Below are 14331 nucleotides of genomic sequence, written 5' to 3'. Positions count from 1 at the left end.
GTACAAAAGAAAATCGGGAAATAAGGAAGAGATATGGCAAGAGCATTATTAAAATTCGTTCGCGTATCTCCGACTAAATCTCGTTTGATCGCTCGCGAAGTTCAAGGTATGAACGCTGAGCAAGCATTAGCAGCATTGGAATTTACTCCAAACAAAGCGGCAAAAATCATTGCGAAAGTTATTGCATCTGCAGTAGCTAACAGCGGTATCGAAGCGGACGGTTGTGTTGTTAAATCATGCCGTGTAGATAATGGACCAGTGTTGAAGCGAATTATGCAACGTGCACGTGGAACAGCATCTGGAATCCGCAAACCGACTGCGCACATTTTGGTAGAAGTAGAGGGTAAATAATTATGGGTCATAAAGTTAATCCTATCGGACTTCGTCTTGGTATTAACCGCAACTGGGAATCTCGTTGGTTCCCTAACTTTAAAACAGCTGCGGTTTCTTTGGGCGAAGACCATAAAATCCGTACCTATTTGAAAAAAGAACTCTACTACGCAGGTGTGAGCAACATCGTGATCGAGCGTACTGCGAAACGTCTTCGCGTTACGATCATCGCGGCTCGTCCGGGTATCATCATCGGTAAGAAAGGTTCTGACATTGAAAAAATCAAAGAATCTCTTCAAACCCTTATCGGTAAACCGGTAGCAGTTAACATTAAAGAAGAGAAAAAAGCACAAGCATCTGCACAACTCGTTGCAGAGAACGTTGCTACTCAACTTGAAAAACGTGTTGCTTTCCGCCGTGCGATGAAAAAAGTTATGCAAAATGCACAACGTGCAGGTGCTAAAGGTATTAAAGTTTCAGTTGCAGGTCGTCTCGGCGGTGCTGAGATCGCTCGTACTGAGTGGTACCTTGAAGGTCGCGTACCGTTGCATACGCTTCGTGCAAAAATCGATTACGGTTTTGCTGAAGCACACACCACTTACGGTGTAATCGGTATCAAAGTTTGGATTTTTAAAGGTGAGGTTCTCACTAAAGGTATCCAACCAGAAGCTAAAGAATCTAAAGAAGAGCGTGGTGACGATCAACAACGTCGTCCACGACGAAAGGCTAACTAATCATGTTGATGCCTAAACGTACGAAATATCGTAAAATGATGAAAGGGCGTAACCGTGGTTACGCTACAAATGCTAACAAATTGGATTTCGGTTCTATCGGATTCAAAGCAACGGAAGCGGGACGTATTAACTCTCGCCAAATCGAAGCGGCTCGTATTGCAGCAAACCGTCATATCAAACGTCAAGGTAAAATCTGGATCCGTGTGTTCCCAGCTAAACCATTGACTGCCAAACCACTTGAAGTGCGTATGGGTAAAGGTAAAGGTTCTGTTGACCAATGGGTAATGAACATCAAACCAGGCCGTATCATTTTTGAAATGGGTGGTGTTGAAGAGACTCTTGCACGTGAAGCATTAGCGCTTGCGATGCAAAAACTTCCGTTCAAAACTAAAATTGTAACTGCGGAGATGAGCAATGAAATATACTGATTTGAACGACAAAACAGCTGCTGAACTTCAAGGTATGCTCAAAGAGAAAAAAATTGAGCTTTTCACTTTGAAAATTAAGCAAAAAATGATGCAATTGACTAACACGAGCGAACTTCGCACGGCGAAAAAAGACATTGCACGCATTAACACTGCTATGAACGCAGTGAAGTAAGGGCAGAGCTATGACACATAAACGTGAAATTCAAGGTATCGTAGTGACTAAAGCAGGCGAAAAAACAGCAACTATCGTTGTTGAGCGCCGTGTTATGCACCCACGTTACCATAAAACGGTAAAACGTTTCAAAAAATACATGATTCATGATGAGAATAACCAACTAAACATTGGTGATGAAGTGATCGCGATCGAGTGTCGTCCACTTTCTAAAAGCAAATCGTTCCGTCTTAAAACTCTTGTTAAAGGAGTGAATGCATGATTCAAAGTTTTACTCGTCTAGCAGTAGCCGATAACACAGGGGCTAAAGAGATCATGTGTATCAAAGTTCTTGGCGGTTCAAAACGTCGTTATGCAACAGTAGGTGATGTTATCATCGCTTCTGTTAAAAAAGCGGCTCCAACCGGTAAAGTAAAAAAAGGTCAAGTTGTTACAGCAGTCGTTGTACGTACGAAAAAAGAGGTTCACCGTGAAAACGGCTCACTTATCCGTTTCGACGAAAATGCAGCTGTTATCCTTGATAAAAAACGTGAGCCAATCGGTACACGTATTTTCGGACCTGTAAGCCGTGAAGTTCGTTACGCAGGTTTCATGAAAATCGTATCACTTGCTCCAGAGGTTGTATGATGGCAAAATTTAATTTCAAAAAAGGCGATATCGTAGAAGTAATCGCCGGTGATGACAAAGGTACTAAAGCAGAATTGCTTCAAGTTATGCCTAAGAAAAACAAAGTAATCGTTAAAGGTGTTCGTATTGCTAAAAAAGCGATCAAACCTAGCGAGCAAAATCCACAAGGCGGATTCTTGAGTAAAGAGATGCCTGTAGATGCATCAAATGTCCGTAAAGTTGAGGCGTAATCATGGCACGACTAAAAGATAAATATTTGGCTCTTAAGCCTGAGCTTCAATCAGCTCTTGGTATTGCTAACGCTATGCAGATTCCTAAACTTGAAAAAGTTGTGATCTCTGTTGGTTGTGGTTTTGCTATGAAAGACAACAAATTGATCCAAAGTATCCAAGATACTATCAGCAACATCGCTGGTCAACGTGCTTCTGTAGTCGTTGCTCGTAAATCAGTTGCTGGTTTTAAAGTACGTGAAGGGATGCCGGTTGGTGTTAAAGTGACACTACGTGGTGCTCAAATGTACGATTTCATGGATAAATTGATCTCTGTATCACTTCCACGTGTGAAAGACTTCCGTGGTATTCCACGTAACGGTTTTGACGGTCGCGGAAACTACAACTTCGGTTTGACCGAGCAGTTGATTTTCCCTGAAGTTGATTACGATTCAATTATGCAAATCCACGGGATGAACATCACCGTGGTAACAAGCGCTACAGCCGATAAAGATGCATTCAAACTTCTTGAAATGATCGGTATGCCGTTTGCTAAAGGGAGAGAATAATGGCTAAAAAGTCAATGATCGCTAAGCAACAACGAACTCCAAAGTTTGCTGTTCGCGCGTATACTCGTTGTCAGATTTGTGGTCGTCCACACTCTGTCATCAGTGATTTTGGAATTTGTCGCGTTTGCTTCCGTAAAATGGCAAACGAAGGGTTAATCCCAGGCGTTAGAAAGTCAAGTTGGTAATTCCAACTTGATACTCCTAATGATTAGATAAGGAATATTAAATGATTAATGATTTGATCGCGGATTCGTTGACTCGTATCCGTAATGCAGCAATGCGTAGATTAGATGTAACAACATTGGTTCACTCAAAAGTAGTGGAAGCAGTTGTTGCAATTTTGGCTGATAAAGGCTACATCGAAAGTTTTAACGTTGTTGAAGACGGCGTTAAAAAAACGATCAATGTAGTATTGAAGTATGATGAAAAAGGTCGTACCGTTATCAATGAGGTAAAACGTGTCTCTAAACCGGGACGTCGTATTTACAAAGGTAAAGATGAACTAAAACGTTTCAAAAACGGTTACGGTACCATCATTGTCAGTAGTTCAAAAGGGGTTCTTCCTAACGATAAAGCGTTCGAGCTTGGCGTTGGTGGTGAAGTCCTTTGTACAATTTGGTAAGGAGATAAGATGTCACGTATTGGAAAACTTCCTATTTCTATCCCTACTGATGTAAATGCAACACTTGATGGAACGGTATTGACGTTTACTAAAGGTGCAACAACTCAAACCTTGGATACTCTCGGTAACTGTGGTGTGGTACTTGAAGATAACACGTTAACATTTAGTACAAACTCTGATCAACGTGCTGATCGTGCGTTCTGGGGTACATACCGTGCACTAGCAGCAAACATCATCACTGGTTTGACTACCGGTTTTGAGAAAAAACTGGAAATCAATGGAGTTGGTTATCGTGCGGCAGTTAATGGGAATGTATTGAACCTTCAGCTTGGTTTTAGTCATGATATTAACTATGATATCCCTTCTGGAATCGCTATGGTAGTTGAGAAAAACGTTATCAGTATCAAAGGTGCAGACAAACAACAAGTTGGTCAAATCGCCGCTGAGATCCGTTCATTCCGTCCACCTGAGCCGTACAAAGGTAAAGGTGTTAAATATTCTGATGAGACTATCCTGCGTAAAGCCGGTAAGACATCTAAGAAATAAGGGGCGATGAAATGACAGGTAAAACACTTAAAATCAAAGCGGCTAAACGTCTCCAACGTAAGCGTCGTATCCGCTCTAAAATTTCTGGATGCGCGACTTTGCCACGTATTTCAGTATTCCGTTCAAACCGCTTTATCAGTGCGCAAGCGATCAATGATGAGCAAGGTGTAACGTTAGCAGCGGTTCACTCAAAAACTTTGGGTCTTAGAGCAAACATAGAAAGTGCACAAAAAGCAGCTGAAGTGTTCGCAAAAACCCTAAAAGACGCTGGTATCAATGAAGTTACGTTTGATCGTAACGGATTTTTGTATCATGGCGTTGTAAAAGCGTTTGCCGAAACTCTTCGTGCAAATGAAATCAAGTTTTAAGGTCCGATGATGAATCCAATTAACAGAGAAGAATTTGCAGAAGCGATTGTAAACATCGGTCGTGTAACCAAAGTTGTAAAGGGTGGTAGACGTTTTCGTTTTACTGCTCTTGTCGTTGTAGGAAATAAAAAAGGAACCGTAGGTTACGGAGTCGGAAAAGCGAAAGAAGTTCCAGACGCTATCCGTAAAGCGGTTGACGAAGCGTTCAAAAACTTGACTAACGTGAAGATCAAAGGTACTACCATTGCTCACGATATCGAAGTTAAATACAACGCAAGTCGTATCTTACTTAAGCCTGCATCTGAAGGTACAGGGGTTATCGCCGGTGGCGCTACTCGTCCGGTACTTGAGCTTGCTGGTATCCAAGACATCTTGACGAAGTCTTTGGGTTCTAACAATCCAAACACCGTGGTACGTGCAACAATCGATGCACTATCACGTATCAAAGGATAAGTTATGGCATTAGAAAACCTTACACCTGCTGAGGGTTCAACCCACAGCACAAAACGTCTTGGCCGCGGTCAAGGAAGTGGCCAAGGTAAAACAGCCGGTAAAGGTCACAAAGGTCAAAAAGCGCGTAAAGGTTACAATGAAAAACGTAACTTTGAGGGTGGACAACAACCACTTGCTCGCCGTTTGCCAAAAATCGGTTTTCAATCACGCGTGATTAAGCCGACAACTATCAATGTTGAAAAAGTAAAAGAGATTGCAACTCTCGATGAAATTACCATGGAGAGTATCCGTAGTGTTCACCGTTTGCCAAAATCGGTTGTAAGCGTTAAACTTGTGGGCGCAAGCGCTAAAGATTTAGCATCTAAAATTAAAGACGAAAACGTTACAACAACTGGTAAATAATGAACCAACAACTTGTAAACAAGATCTTAATTACGATCGGTTTTCTCTTTATTTTCCGACTACTGGCATACGTGCCGGTACCGGGTGTTGACACAGCTGTCATCGCTTCGTTTTTTGATGATCACGCGGCTGATGCGTTAGGTCTATTCAATATGTTCAGCGGAAATGCCGTAGAACGTTTATCTATTATCTCTCTTGGCATTATGCCCTACATCACCGCCTCAATTATTATGGAACTTTTAGCAGCCACTTTCCCGAACTTAGCGCAAATGAAAAAAGAGCGTGACGGTATGGTGAAATACATGCAAATTATCCGTTATGCAACGATTGTGATTACGATTGTGCAAGCAATCGGTGTTAGTGTCGGATTGCAAAGTATGACCGGAAAAGATGGCAGTAGTGCTATTTTGGTCGATCATTCAACGTTTATGCTCCTTGCGGTAGTTTCCATGCTTGCAGGAACTATGTTGTTGATGTGGATTGGTGAGCAGATCACTCAAAGCGGTATTGGTAACGGTGTTTCTTTGATTATTTTTGCGGGGATTGTATCGGCTATTCCAAGTGCTATCTCTCAGGCGGTAACGATGGTAAATACCGGAGCAATGAGCTTCTTGACTTTACTAGCGATTATACTCCTTGTAATTGCGACTGTTTTGGTAATCATCTACGTTGAGCTTGGAGAACGCCGTATTCCGGTTACCTATGCGAAAAAGACAATGATGCAAAATCAAAATAAACGGGTTATGAACTATATCCCTGTTAAAGTGAATCTCTCAGGGGTTATCCCGGTTATTTTCGCTTCGGCTATTTTGATGTTCCCGATGACAGTGATGTCTTCGAGTACCAATCCAACGGTTCAAGCGATTGCAGATGTTTTAAATCCAAACCACTATTTCTTTAACTTTTTGACCTTTGTATTCGTTGTTTTCTTTGCCTTTTTCTATGCGTCTATCGTATTTAATGCAAAAGATATCTCCGATAACCTCAAACGTCAAGGTGGATTTATTCCGGGTGTTCGTCCGGGTGAATCTACTAAAGAGTTTTTGAATGATACGGCAGGGCGTTTGACCATTACGGGTGCGATCTATTTAGGGCTTATTGCAACTTTGCCATGGGTTATCTTAAAAGGGATTGGTGTACCGTTTTTCTTCGGAGGAACGGCAGTTCTGATTGTGGTTCAAGTGGCACTCGATACGATGCGTCGTATCGAAGCACAGGTTTATATGTCTAAATATCAAACCCTTAGCGCGGTTGGCCTGTAACAATGGCGATTGCGCTACGCAAAAATGACGAAATAGCTTCACTTCGTGCCGCGAATAAAATCGTTGCTGCGACGTTGGAGTTGTTAGCTTCCCATACTAAACCGGGAATCACCCTAAAAGAGCTTGATGCCATTGGTGAGGAGTTTATCCGCAGCCAAGGTGCTAGCCCCTCTTTTAAAGGGCTCTACGGTTTTCCAAGTGCCGTTTGTACCTCTGTCAATGAAGTAATCATCCACGGTATCCCTACTGATTACGCTTTGCGTGAGGGTGATATTATCGGATTTGACGTTGGGACAAAAAAAGGGGGGTATTTTGGGGATGCAGCGATCTCACTCGGAGTTGGTGCGATTAGTGCTGAAGATGAAGCGTTGATTGCGTGTTCTAAAGATGCTCTTTACTTTGCCATCGACATTATCAAAGACGGAATGCGCTTTAAAGAGCTTTCTTATGAGATAGAGCAGTTTATTCGCGGTCGGGGATTTGTCCCCTTACGTGGATTTTGTGGTCATGGAATCGGTAAAAAACCGCATGAAGAACCGGAAATACCAAATTATATGGATGGAACCAATGCGAAAGCGGGACCAAAAATTAAAAACGGTATGGTTTTTTGTTTGGAGCCGATGATTTGTCACAAAGAGGGGACTTCCAAAATCTTAGCCAATGGCTGGGATGTGGTAAGTACGGATGGGCTGAGAGGCTCTCATTACGAGCATACGGTTGCAATTATCAACGGTAGAGCTGAAATATTATCAATCGCGTAAAGGAATAATATGGCAAAAGATGATGTCATTGAAGTAGACGGAAAGATTATTGAGGCACTACCGAATGCAACGTTTCGTGTTGAGTTGCCAAATGGTCATGTTATTTTGTGTCACATCGCAGGTAAAATGCGTATGCACTACATTAAAATCCTCCCAGGAGATACGGTAAAAATCGAACTTACTCCTTATAGTTTGGACAAAGGGCGAATTACCTATCGCTACAAATAAGCATCTACCCCCTTTTGGGGGATAGGTTATAACTATTTTTTGATAAGGATTTGCTCATTATGAAAAAATATTTATACCTTTTAGCTTTCTTTACATTTTCTCTCTTTGGATCGGATCAACAAGCTTTTTGGGAAACCTATACAGCGGCATTACGTGGTGATAAAGTTGCGCAGTTTCAAACCGGTGTGATTTATGAGCGAGGGATCGGCGTGGATGTCAACCAAAGCGGTGCGGCACACTGGTATCTCCGCTCCGCAGAGCAAGGGTATATGGACGCTCAGTACAATATAGGTATTATGTATATAGGTGGGCGCGGTATCGAGCAAAATACGTCAGTAGGGATGATGTGGCTTGCATCTGCTGCAAAACAAGGGGATAGAGAATCGCGTAAACTCCTTTTAGAGATAATTGATGGAAAGCATGAGCAATCGAGTAAATCAACGGTATCTGAAAAAATAAAAATCGGTGAAGTGATCCCAATAGATGGTATTCGACTGAAAACCACTAAAGATACGATGATATGCGATCAAAACAGAAGCTGTATCTCCATTAAAATACATACGACTGTAACCTCAAGGGCAAAAAGCACTCATTACTACAAAGTAAGCGGTACAGGCGGAAAAAATGGGTGGGAACCGTATATTGGCGAAGGATGGATCAGTGAGGAGAATGTACAGAGAGATTGATCTCTGTACATTTGATTATTTTACAAAACTGCAGCAGTAGTCTGAAATCGTTTTAACTTTCAAATGAAATGCACTGTTGGCAGGGACATCGAAGCTTTGAGGTCCTGTGATAGAAACCCATGCGTCTGAACCCGGAAGCTGAACCTCCATCTCACCGCTCATGATCTCCATAATTTCAGCATCACCGGTGTTAAACGTGTATTCACCCGGTAACATGATCCCTAGAGTTTTGATACTACCATCGCTGAAATGAAGGGTACGGCTAGTGACTTTACCCTCAAAATAGATGTTCGCTTTTTTGTCTGCGGTGACGTTGGTAAATTGTGACATAGATTTCTCCTAAAAATAATGGTGCAATTATAGCGGGTTGATCTCTTTCTTGATCTTTTTTGGGAGATGGGCAAAGGGGAAATCGGAGACAATTTTGATCTCGTCTCCCTCTTTGATCTCTACTTCTAAATCCATAGAGGCTCGTTTCATTGAAATCAGGGTGATGGTCCGATCCCCCTCAGTGTATGAAATTTTACGAGGACGAAGTTGAATGATGGCATTGTTTTTGAGTGGTCTATATCCCATAAATTCCGTTCTCCTGAACTGTTATTTTTTTACTATCGACGAGTTGCGTTAAGGCACTTTTGAAATTCTTTTTACTAAGTCCGAAAGTACGCTGGATTAGGTCGGGATCGCTTTTGTAGTTGTACGGGAGCATCCCGCCATTGGCTTTTATCATCGAGAGGATTTTATCGGCGGCACTGGAGGCTTTTGCTTTTCCGACCATTTGGAGGGATAAATCAAGTTTACCATCAGGTCTGAGGATTTTCACAAAGCCGTTTTTGATTTGCCCGACACGGACATCTTCAAAAATCTCATTCGCATAAATCATCCCCTCGTATTTATGATCCACGATCACTTTGTACCCCATAGGGGTTTTGGCGATGATCATAAAACTTACAGAGGTATTGGGATAAAAAGTTTTCGGAGGCATCTCTAACGCCCCGCTGATCTTTTCGGTTCCCACGAGACGATTGGTCTGTTCATCGAAGATAACACGAACAAGCCGCTTTTCTCCAACGGCAAACGGGCGTTTTTGAAGTGCTCTAGGGACGAAGAGATCTTTCGGCAATCCCCAGTCCACAAATGCACCGATACTGCTGGTATCGACCACTTCAACAAACGCGATTTCATTTACCATCGCTTTGGGTGTTACAGTTGTCGCTACAGGGCGGTCTTCGCTGTCGGTATAGACAAATACATCGATGGTATCACCGATGTGCATTTGGTCGGTGACGTATTGGTTAGGCAGTAATATATCGCTCTCATCCAGTGCACGCAAGAATAACCCCGGAACAGTATCGCGATCAATTGTGAGGATATTAATTTCCCCGATTTTTAGTGTTTCATTCATAGTGGAATTATAGCTTACATTGTGTTTTAAAGAGATTTTAGCGCTATAATGCGTATATATTATGCGCATGGAGAATGCAATGACGGCAGTTTACAATCCAAATGCTCCTAAAAAATCGGCAAATCTCAGCATTAATAGTGAGCTACTTCAGCAAGCAAAAGAGCTTGGCATTAATCTTTCACAATCACTTGAAGAGACGTTAGCGGATAAAGTGGCACGTTGCAAAGAAGAATTATGGTTACAAGAGAACCGCGAGGCGATTCAAGATTATAATCATACAATCGAGCGAAGAGGTGTCTTTAGTCACGGATTGAGACGATTCTAATGGCGCAGTTTGATGTTTATCGTAATATAAATCCAAGTACATCCGAAGAGTTACCTTATCTCATCGATATTCAAGCCCAATTATTAAATCATCTCTCGACCTGTGTGGTTATCCCATTCTCAACCAAAGCAAAAGCATTGAAACATCTTAATCCGATATTTGTGATCGAAGAGAAAAATGTTGTATTAATGACTCAAGAAATGGCGGGGATTGAGAGGGCATTGTTGGGAGAGAGAGTAGTATCGTTGTCAGGAAAACGGAGTGAGATTATTGGTGCTGTTGATTTTTTGATAAGTGGATTTTGATACGCCATAAAATCAACTTCAATGAAATCTCACATAAAATAAGAGTCATTGAGCTATAATCTATCAATTTATGAATGGATCATCTATGACAATCGCCAAAATCGAAACGAATCTACGAGAACTCATTGAAAAATTTTCTCCTCAAACTTTTATTTTTGATCTTTTAATAGGCTATGGATTTCCGAAATCGACTCTTGCTCGTTTAGAAAAAGGGGATTTAAACCAGTTGGAATCCAAGGGGGAACTAACCCTTCGAAAGCAACTGTTTTTTAAAGTAGCTTCGGCTGATGCGCTTCATGCAACTATCGATGAACTCTCAAATGATCCGAAAACGACGAAAAATTCTCCTCGTTTCATTATCGTTACTGACTATGCAACTCTTTTGGCGGTAGATACCAAAACCAAAGATACCCTCGATATCAAACTGACCGACTTGACCAAATACTATGATTTTTTTCTTCCGTGGGCGGGGATGGAGAAATCACAACACAAAGATGAAAACCCCGCTGACGTAAAAGCGGCTGAAAAGATGGCGAAGCTCTATGATGAGATCGTCAAAGAGAATGAAACCGCAACAGCGCAAGAAGTACATGCTCTCAATGTCTTTTTAACACGGCTACTGTTTTGTTATTTCGCCGAAGACAGCAATATTTTTGAAGACAACCAATTTACTAATGCAATAGAGCAACACACGCAGACTGATGGCAGTGATTTGGACAGCTATTTGGAGCGATTGTTTGACCTGCTCAATATCGAAAAAAGAGAAAGTTCTTTGCCTGAGTATCTCAAAGCGTTCCCATACGTCAATGGAGGTCTTTTCAGAGATAAACTTGCCCTGCCACGATTTACCGCTAAATCTCGGCGTATCATGATAGAGATAGGCTCTCTCGACTGGGCTTTGATAAATCCTGACATCTTCGGGTCGATGATCCAAGCGGTCATCACTCCTGAACACCGTGGCGGGATGGGGATGCACTATACCTCTGTTCCCAATATCATGAAAGTAATCGAACCGTTGTTTTTGGATGAGTTGTATGAAGAGTTTGAAAAAGCAAAAACGAGCAAAATAAAGTTGCAAAGCCTGATTGAGCGACTGGCAAATCTAAAGATATTTGATCCTGCTTGCGGCAGTGGCAATTTCCTGATTATTGCCTACAAAGAGCTTAGGCACTTAGAGATGAAAATTTTAAAACAGATCGATAAAGTTTCAAACATGAAACAAGGCGAACTTTTTGGCTCAAAATCAAAATATGAACAATTGAGTTTTTTATCCCTCTCTTCTCGCATCGCATTAACACAGTTTTACGGGATAGAACTGGACGACTTCGCGCATGAAGTCGCTACTCTCTCTCTGTGGCTGGCAGAGCATCAGATGAACAAAGCGTTCTTCCAAGAATTCGGGCAAACCAATCCCCCGCTACCGCTCAAAAATGGTGGCAATATCGTTCATGGAAATGCTACGCGCGTAAACTGGGAAGAAGTTTGTCCGAAAAATGAGGGTGATGAGATTTATGTTTTGGGGAATCCACCGTATCTTGGATCATTTCTTCAATCCAAAGAACAAAAAGAAGATTTAGCTTTGGTATGTGAAGGATTTAAATCTTATAAAGATTTGGATTATATTGCATCATGGTTTATCAAAAGTGCCAATTACGCATATGGAGAAAATGTACGATTTGCATTTGTTACTACAAATTCAATATGTCAAGGAGAGCAAGTTGTCTTATTATGGCCGTACATTTTTGAAAAAAATCTTGAAATATTTTTTGCTCATACATCTTTCAAATGGAAAAATAATGCAAAAGCCAATGCTGGCGTAATAGTAGCTATTGTTGGTATTCAAAATAAGTCAGATCGCAAAAAAAAGTTATTTTATAATAACATCGTAAAGGATGTAGATAGTATCACTCCATATTTGACCACTGGTAATGATTTAATTATCAAAAAAAGAATGAAACCGTTATCTAAAATTCCAATTATGAATTATGGGAGTAAAATTGTTGATAATGGGCATCTGATATTTAGTTCAGAAGAAAAAGAAAAATTACTTGAGGAGTATCCAGAAACAAGTTTCTTGTTTAAAAAACTTGCGGGTTCCGCAGAGTTTATCCGTGGACTTGAAAGATGGTGCTTGTATATTCAAGACGAAGACTTGGAATTTGCACAATCAATTTTACCTATAGCACAACGCTTGAAGCAAGTAAAAGAATTTAGAGAAAAAAGTTCAGAGAAAAGCACTGTCGAAGCTGCAAAAACTCCTTATAAATTTTATTATTCCGCTCACTCTAATTCACACTCAATTATTGTTCCAAGTACTTCTTCTGAAAGAAGAGAATATATTCCTATTGGATTTTTAGATGGAAGCACAATAATTACTAATGCGGCAAGTGCTATTTTTAATGCAGAAGCATGGATTATGGGCGTTGTATCTTCAAAAATGCATATGGTATGGATGCGAACAGTGGCAGGAAGATTAAAAACCGACTATAGATACTCTTCGCAGTTGGTATACAATACATTTCCATTCCTTGATATTTTAGATCAGCAAAAAGAGGTAATCACTGAACTTGTTTTCAATATTCTCCATGAGCGTGAACTGCACTCAGAAAAAACATTGGCTCAATTGTATGACCCTGATAAAATGCCCGCTGATCTCAAAGAAGCACATAATCAACTTGATTTGGCGATAGAACGATGCTACCGTGCTAAACCGTTTGAGAATGATGAGGAACGGTTGGAGTATCTTTTTAAGATGTATGAAGAGATGGTGGCAAAAGAAAACAATACCATGAAAAAGGGAACACAATGATACTAAACTCGGTGATTATCCATGAGATAAGAAAAGAAGCAAACACTACAAATACTGCTACATTGTATTTGTCAAATTCTGTTCTAGATGTTAGTAATGAATACGTACTCAAAATAGTAACATCATTAGAAGAGTCTTTTTCGAGGAAAACCCTCAAGAGAGCTAAATTTTCAGAAGATGGTTTCAAAGAAGATTTTCAAGATTTTACAAATATTGACATAATGAATTTTTCTAATGTTTTAACTACAAAATTAAAAAATAATATCAATGGTATTAGTCAAGCAAAAGGTGGTTATCTTGTATTTGCGAGATATACAACTACACAAGATTTTTTAGCAATTTTCTTAGTAAGAAATACTGAAGGTTCTAAGCTCATCCCAAGTGCAGGAAGCTGGGATTTAGATTCTACTCAATATTTAGATGTAGAACATTTTGCGATGGGTACAAAAATAAATTTATCGATTTTAAACAGTGAATCTGATGATAGATATATTTCTCTTGTAAGAGGAAACACAGATATTTCACATTATTTTGAGGCATGGATAGGTTTAGATGACCCAAAACAAGAAAATAAAGATGCACAAGCTTTATACAATATAGCGAATCAAATAGATTTACCAAATGGAATGACAAGGGATAGTTTGAAAAGAACTATTTTTGATTATGCAAAAAGTAGCACTGGAAAAATTGTTAATTTAAGAGACCTAAGTACATATATTTTCCAAGATGAAAACTATATTACAAATTATTGTGAAACAAATAATGTAGATATTGATGGAGAATTCAAATTAACGGGTGCAAATCTAAGCAGATTTTATAAAGTTTCTGTCAAAGCAAATAACATTGAACTGACTTTTCCAAGAAGTAGTTTTAACCCCAATGAAATAGAAATAATAGACGGACAGGTTGTCATCCACTCTGAAGAACTGGCACAACAAATTCAATCGGCTCTTAATTCAAATATAGATGTAGAATAATGAATAGTGAAAATATCAATAAACTATTAACATTGCTATGTAGAAGTCAAGATTTATCATCAGATGAACTTACTTTTCTATCAAATGATTTGGTGAATGATACAGAATTATTA

General features: G+C 40.2%; 25 protein-coding genes. 22 read left to right on the top strand and 3 right to left on the bottom strand.

From position 1 onward, the window contains the following. Window positions 1-33: 33 nt before the first annotated feature. From rplV to WA010_RS06880, 18 genes are read left to right on the top strand one after another with little or no spacing between them, the layout of a single operon-like run. A complete protein-coding gene (rplV, locus tag WA010_RS06965) occupies window positions 34-351 on the top strand; it encodes a 50S ribosomal protein L22 (RefSeq protein WP_422556409.1) in 318 nt (105 codons plus the stop codon). A 2-nt stretch (window positions 352-353) separates the two neighbouring features. Beyond that, window positions 354-1064, top strand: a complete 711-nt coding sequence (gene rpsC / locus WA010_RS06960; RefSeq protein ID WP_294896900.1) for a 30S ribosomal protein S3 — start codon at window positions 354-356, stop codon at window positions 1062-1064. A gap of 2 nt (window positions 1065-1066) precedes the next feature. Further along, a complete protein-coding gene (gene rplP, locus WA010_RS06955; RefSeq protein ID WP_015652600.1) occupies window positions 1067-1492 on the top strand; it encodes a 50S ribosomal protein L16 in 426 nt (141 codons plus the stop codon). After that, window positions 1479-1664 carry a 50S ribosomal protein L29 gene (rpmC, locus tag WA010_RS06950; protein ID WP_015652601.1) on the top strand — a complete coding sequence of 62 codons (186 nt, stop codon included), beginning with the start codon at window positions 1479-1481 and terminating at the stop codon, window positions 1662-1664. The genes rplP and rpmC overlap by 14 nt, the downstream gene beginning before the upstream one ends. Before the next feature lie 10 nt (window positions 1665-1674). Then, on the top strand, window positions 1675-1926 hold the full coding sequence (gene rpsQ / locus WA010_RS06945; protein ID WP_013459063.1) for a 30S ribosomal protein S17: 252 nt from the start codon (window positions 1675-1677) through the stop codon (window positions 1924-1926). After that, a complete protein-coding gene (gene rplN, locus WA010_RS06940; RefSeq protein ID WP_015652602.1) occupies window positions 1923-2291 on the top strand; it encodes a 50S ribosomal protein L14 in 369 nt (122 codons plus the stop codon). The genes rpsQ and rplN overlap by 4 nt, the downstream gene beginning before the upstream one ends. Continuing rightward, window positions 2291-2521: a 50S ribosomal protein L24 gene (gene rplX, locus WA010_RS06935; RefSeq protein WP_299925503.1), complete on the top strand. Its 231-nt coding sequence runs from the start codon at window positions 2291-2293 to the stop codon at window positions 2519-2521. Before rplN ends, rplX begins: the two co-directional genes overlap by 1 nt. 2 nt (window positions 2522-2523) lie before the next feature. After that, window positions 2524-3069, top strand: coding sequence for a 50S ribosomal protein L5 (gene rplE, locus WA010_RS06930; RefSeq protein WP_015652604.1), 546 nt, complete (start codon window positions 2524-2526; stop codon window positions 3067-3069). Next, window positions 3069-3254: a type Z 30S ribosomal protein S14 gene (locus WA010_RS06925; protein WP_294897312.1), complete on the top strand. Its 186-nt coding sequence runs from the start codon at window positions 3069-3071 to the stop codon at window positions 3252-3254. The genes rplE and WA010_RS06925 overlap by 1 nt, the downstream gene beginning before the upstream one ends. A gap of 41 nt (window positions 3255-3295) precedes the next feature. After that, window positions 3296-3691, top strand: a complete 396-nt coding sequence (rpsH, locus tag WA010_RS06920) for a 30S ribosomal protein S8 (protein ID WP_015652606.1) — start codon at window positions 3296-3298, stop codon at window positions 3689-3691. A 9-nt stretch (window positions 3692-3700) separates the two neighbouring features. After that, entirely contained in the window at window positions 3701-4237 is a 537-nt protein-coding gene (gene rplF, locus WA010_RS06915; protein ID WP_422556408.1) for a 50S ribosomal protein L6, read from the top strand. Window positions 4238-4248: 11 nt separating this feature from the next. After that, window positions 4249-4605: a 50S ribosomal protein L18 gene (gene rplR, locus WA010_RS06910; protein ID WP_422556407.1), complete on the top strand. Its 357-nt coding sequence runs from the start codon at window positions 4249-4251 to the stop codon at window positions 4603-4605. Between the two features lie 9 nt (window positions 4606-4614). Beyond that, window positions 4615-5058: a 30S ribosomal protein S5 gene (gene rpsE / locus WA010_RS06905; protein WP_299995553.1), complete on the top strand. Its 444-nt coding sequence runs from the start codon at window positions 4615-4617 to the stop codon at window positions 5056-5058. 3 nt (window positions 5059-5061) lie between these two features. Further along, a complete protein-coding gene (gene rplO / locus WA010_RS06900) occupies window positions 5062-5460 on the top strand; it encodes a 50S ribosomal protein L15 (RefSeq protein WP_422556406.1) in 399 nt (132 codons plus the stop codon). Next, entirely contained in the window at window positions 5460-6722 is a 1263-nt protein-coding gene (gene secY, locus WA010_RS06895) for a preprotein translocase subunit SecY (RefSeq protein ID WP_422556405.1), read from the top strand. The genes rplO and secY overlap by 1 nt, the downstream gene beginning before the upstream one ends. Before the next feature lie 2 nt (window positions 6723-6724). Next, window positions 6725-7483, top strand: coding sequence for a type I methionyl aminopeptidase (gene map / locus WA010_RS06890; protein ID WP_422556404.1), 759 nt, complete (start codon window positions 6725-6727; stop codon window positions 7481-7483). A 9-nt stretch (window positions 7484-7492) separates the two neighbouring features. Beyond that, a complete protein-coding gene (gene infA / locus WA010_RS06885; RefSeq protein WP_013459075.1) occupies window positions 7493-7711 on the top strand; it encodes a translation initiation factor IF-1 in 219 nt (72 codons plus the stop codon). A 59-nt stretch (window positions 7712-7770) separates the two neighbouring features. Beyond that, window positions 7771-8397, top strand: a complete 627-nt coding sequence (locus WA010_RS06880) for a tetratricopeptide repeat protein (protein ID WP_422556403.1) — start codon at window positions 7771-7773, stop codon at window positions 8395-8397. A gap of 15 nt (window positions 8398-8412) precedes the next feature. Here WA010_RS06880 and WA010_RS06875 read toward each other — a convergent pair whose 3' ends face one another. Genes WA010_RS06875 through WA010_RS06865 form a run of 3 tightly spaced genes read right to left on the bottom strand, consistent with a single transcriptional unit; the run spans window position 8413 to window position 9802 of the window. Next, entirely contained in the window at window positions 8413-8727 is a 315-nt protein-coding gene (locus tag WA010_RS06875; protein ID WP_422556402.1) for a pyrimidine/purine nucleoside phosphorylase, read from the bottom strand. A gap of 27 nt (window positions 8728-8754) precedes the next feature. After that, window positions 8755-8973, bottom strand: a complete 219-nt coding sequence (locus WA010_RS06870; protein WP_422556401.1) for a malate dehydrogenase — start codon at window positions 8971-8973, stop codon at window positions 8755-8757. Next, entirely contained in the window at window positions 8963-9802 is an 840-nt protein-coding gene (locus WA010_RS06865; protein WP_422556400.1) for a S1 RNA-binding domain-containing protein, read from the bottom strand. Before WA010_RS06865 ends, WA010_RS06870 begins: the two co-directional genes overlap by 11 nt. A gap of 79 nt (window positions 9803-9881) precedes the next feature. On the opposite strand from WA010_RS06865, the gene WA010_RS06860 reads away from it, so the two are divergent. The 4 genes from WA010_RS06860 to WA010_RS06845 all read left to right on the top strand — a co-directional run bounded on the left by WA010_RS06860 (window position 9882) and on the right by WA010_RS06845 (window position 14218). Then, window positions 9882-10127, top strand: a complete 246-nt coding sequence (locus WA010_RS06860) for a type II toxin-antitoxin system CcdA family antitoxin (protein WP_422556399.1) — start codon at window positions 9882-9884, stop codon at window positions 10125-10127. Beyond that, complete coding sequence (locus tag WA010_RS06855) at window positions 10127-10432, top strand: CcdB family protein (protein WP_422556398.1); 306 nt, start codon at window positions 10127-10129, stop codon at window positions 10430-10432. Before WA010_RS06860 ends, WA010_RS06855 begins: the two co-directional genes overlap by 1 nt. 85 nt (window positions 10433-10517) lie before the next feature. Continuing rightward, window positions 10518-13241 carry a class I SAM-dependent DNA methyltransferase gene (locus WA010_RS06850; RefSeq protein ID WP_422556397.1) on the top strand — a complete coding sequence of 908 codons (2724 nt, stop codon included), beginning with the start codon at window positions 10518-10520 and terminating at the stop codon, window positions 13239-13241. Continuing rightward, window positions 13238-14218 carry a nucleoid-associated protein gene (locus WA010_RS06845; protein ID WP_422556396.1) on the top strand — a complete coding sequence of 327 codons (981 nt, stop codon included), beginning with the start codon at window positions 13238-13240 and terminating at the stop codon, window positions 14216-14218. The genes WA010_RS06850 and WA010_RS06845 overlap by 4 nt, the downstream gene beginning before the upstream one ends. Window positions 14219-14331 lie beyond the last annotated feature (113 nt).

Origin of the sequence: Sulfuricurvum sp., assembly GCF_049305995.1 — a bacterium.
GTDB lineage: Bacteria > Campylobacterota > Campylobacteria > Campylobacterales > Sulfurimonadaceae > Sulfuricurvum.
Note: the sequence above shows the minus strand (reverse complement) of the source record. Positions and strands in the feature narration are given on the sequence as shown.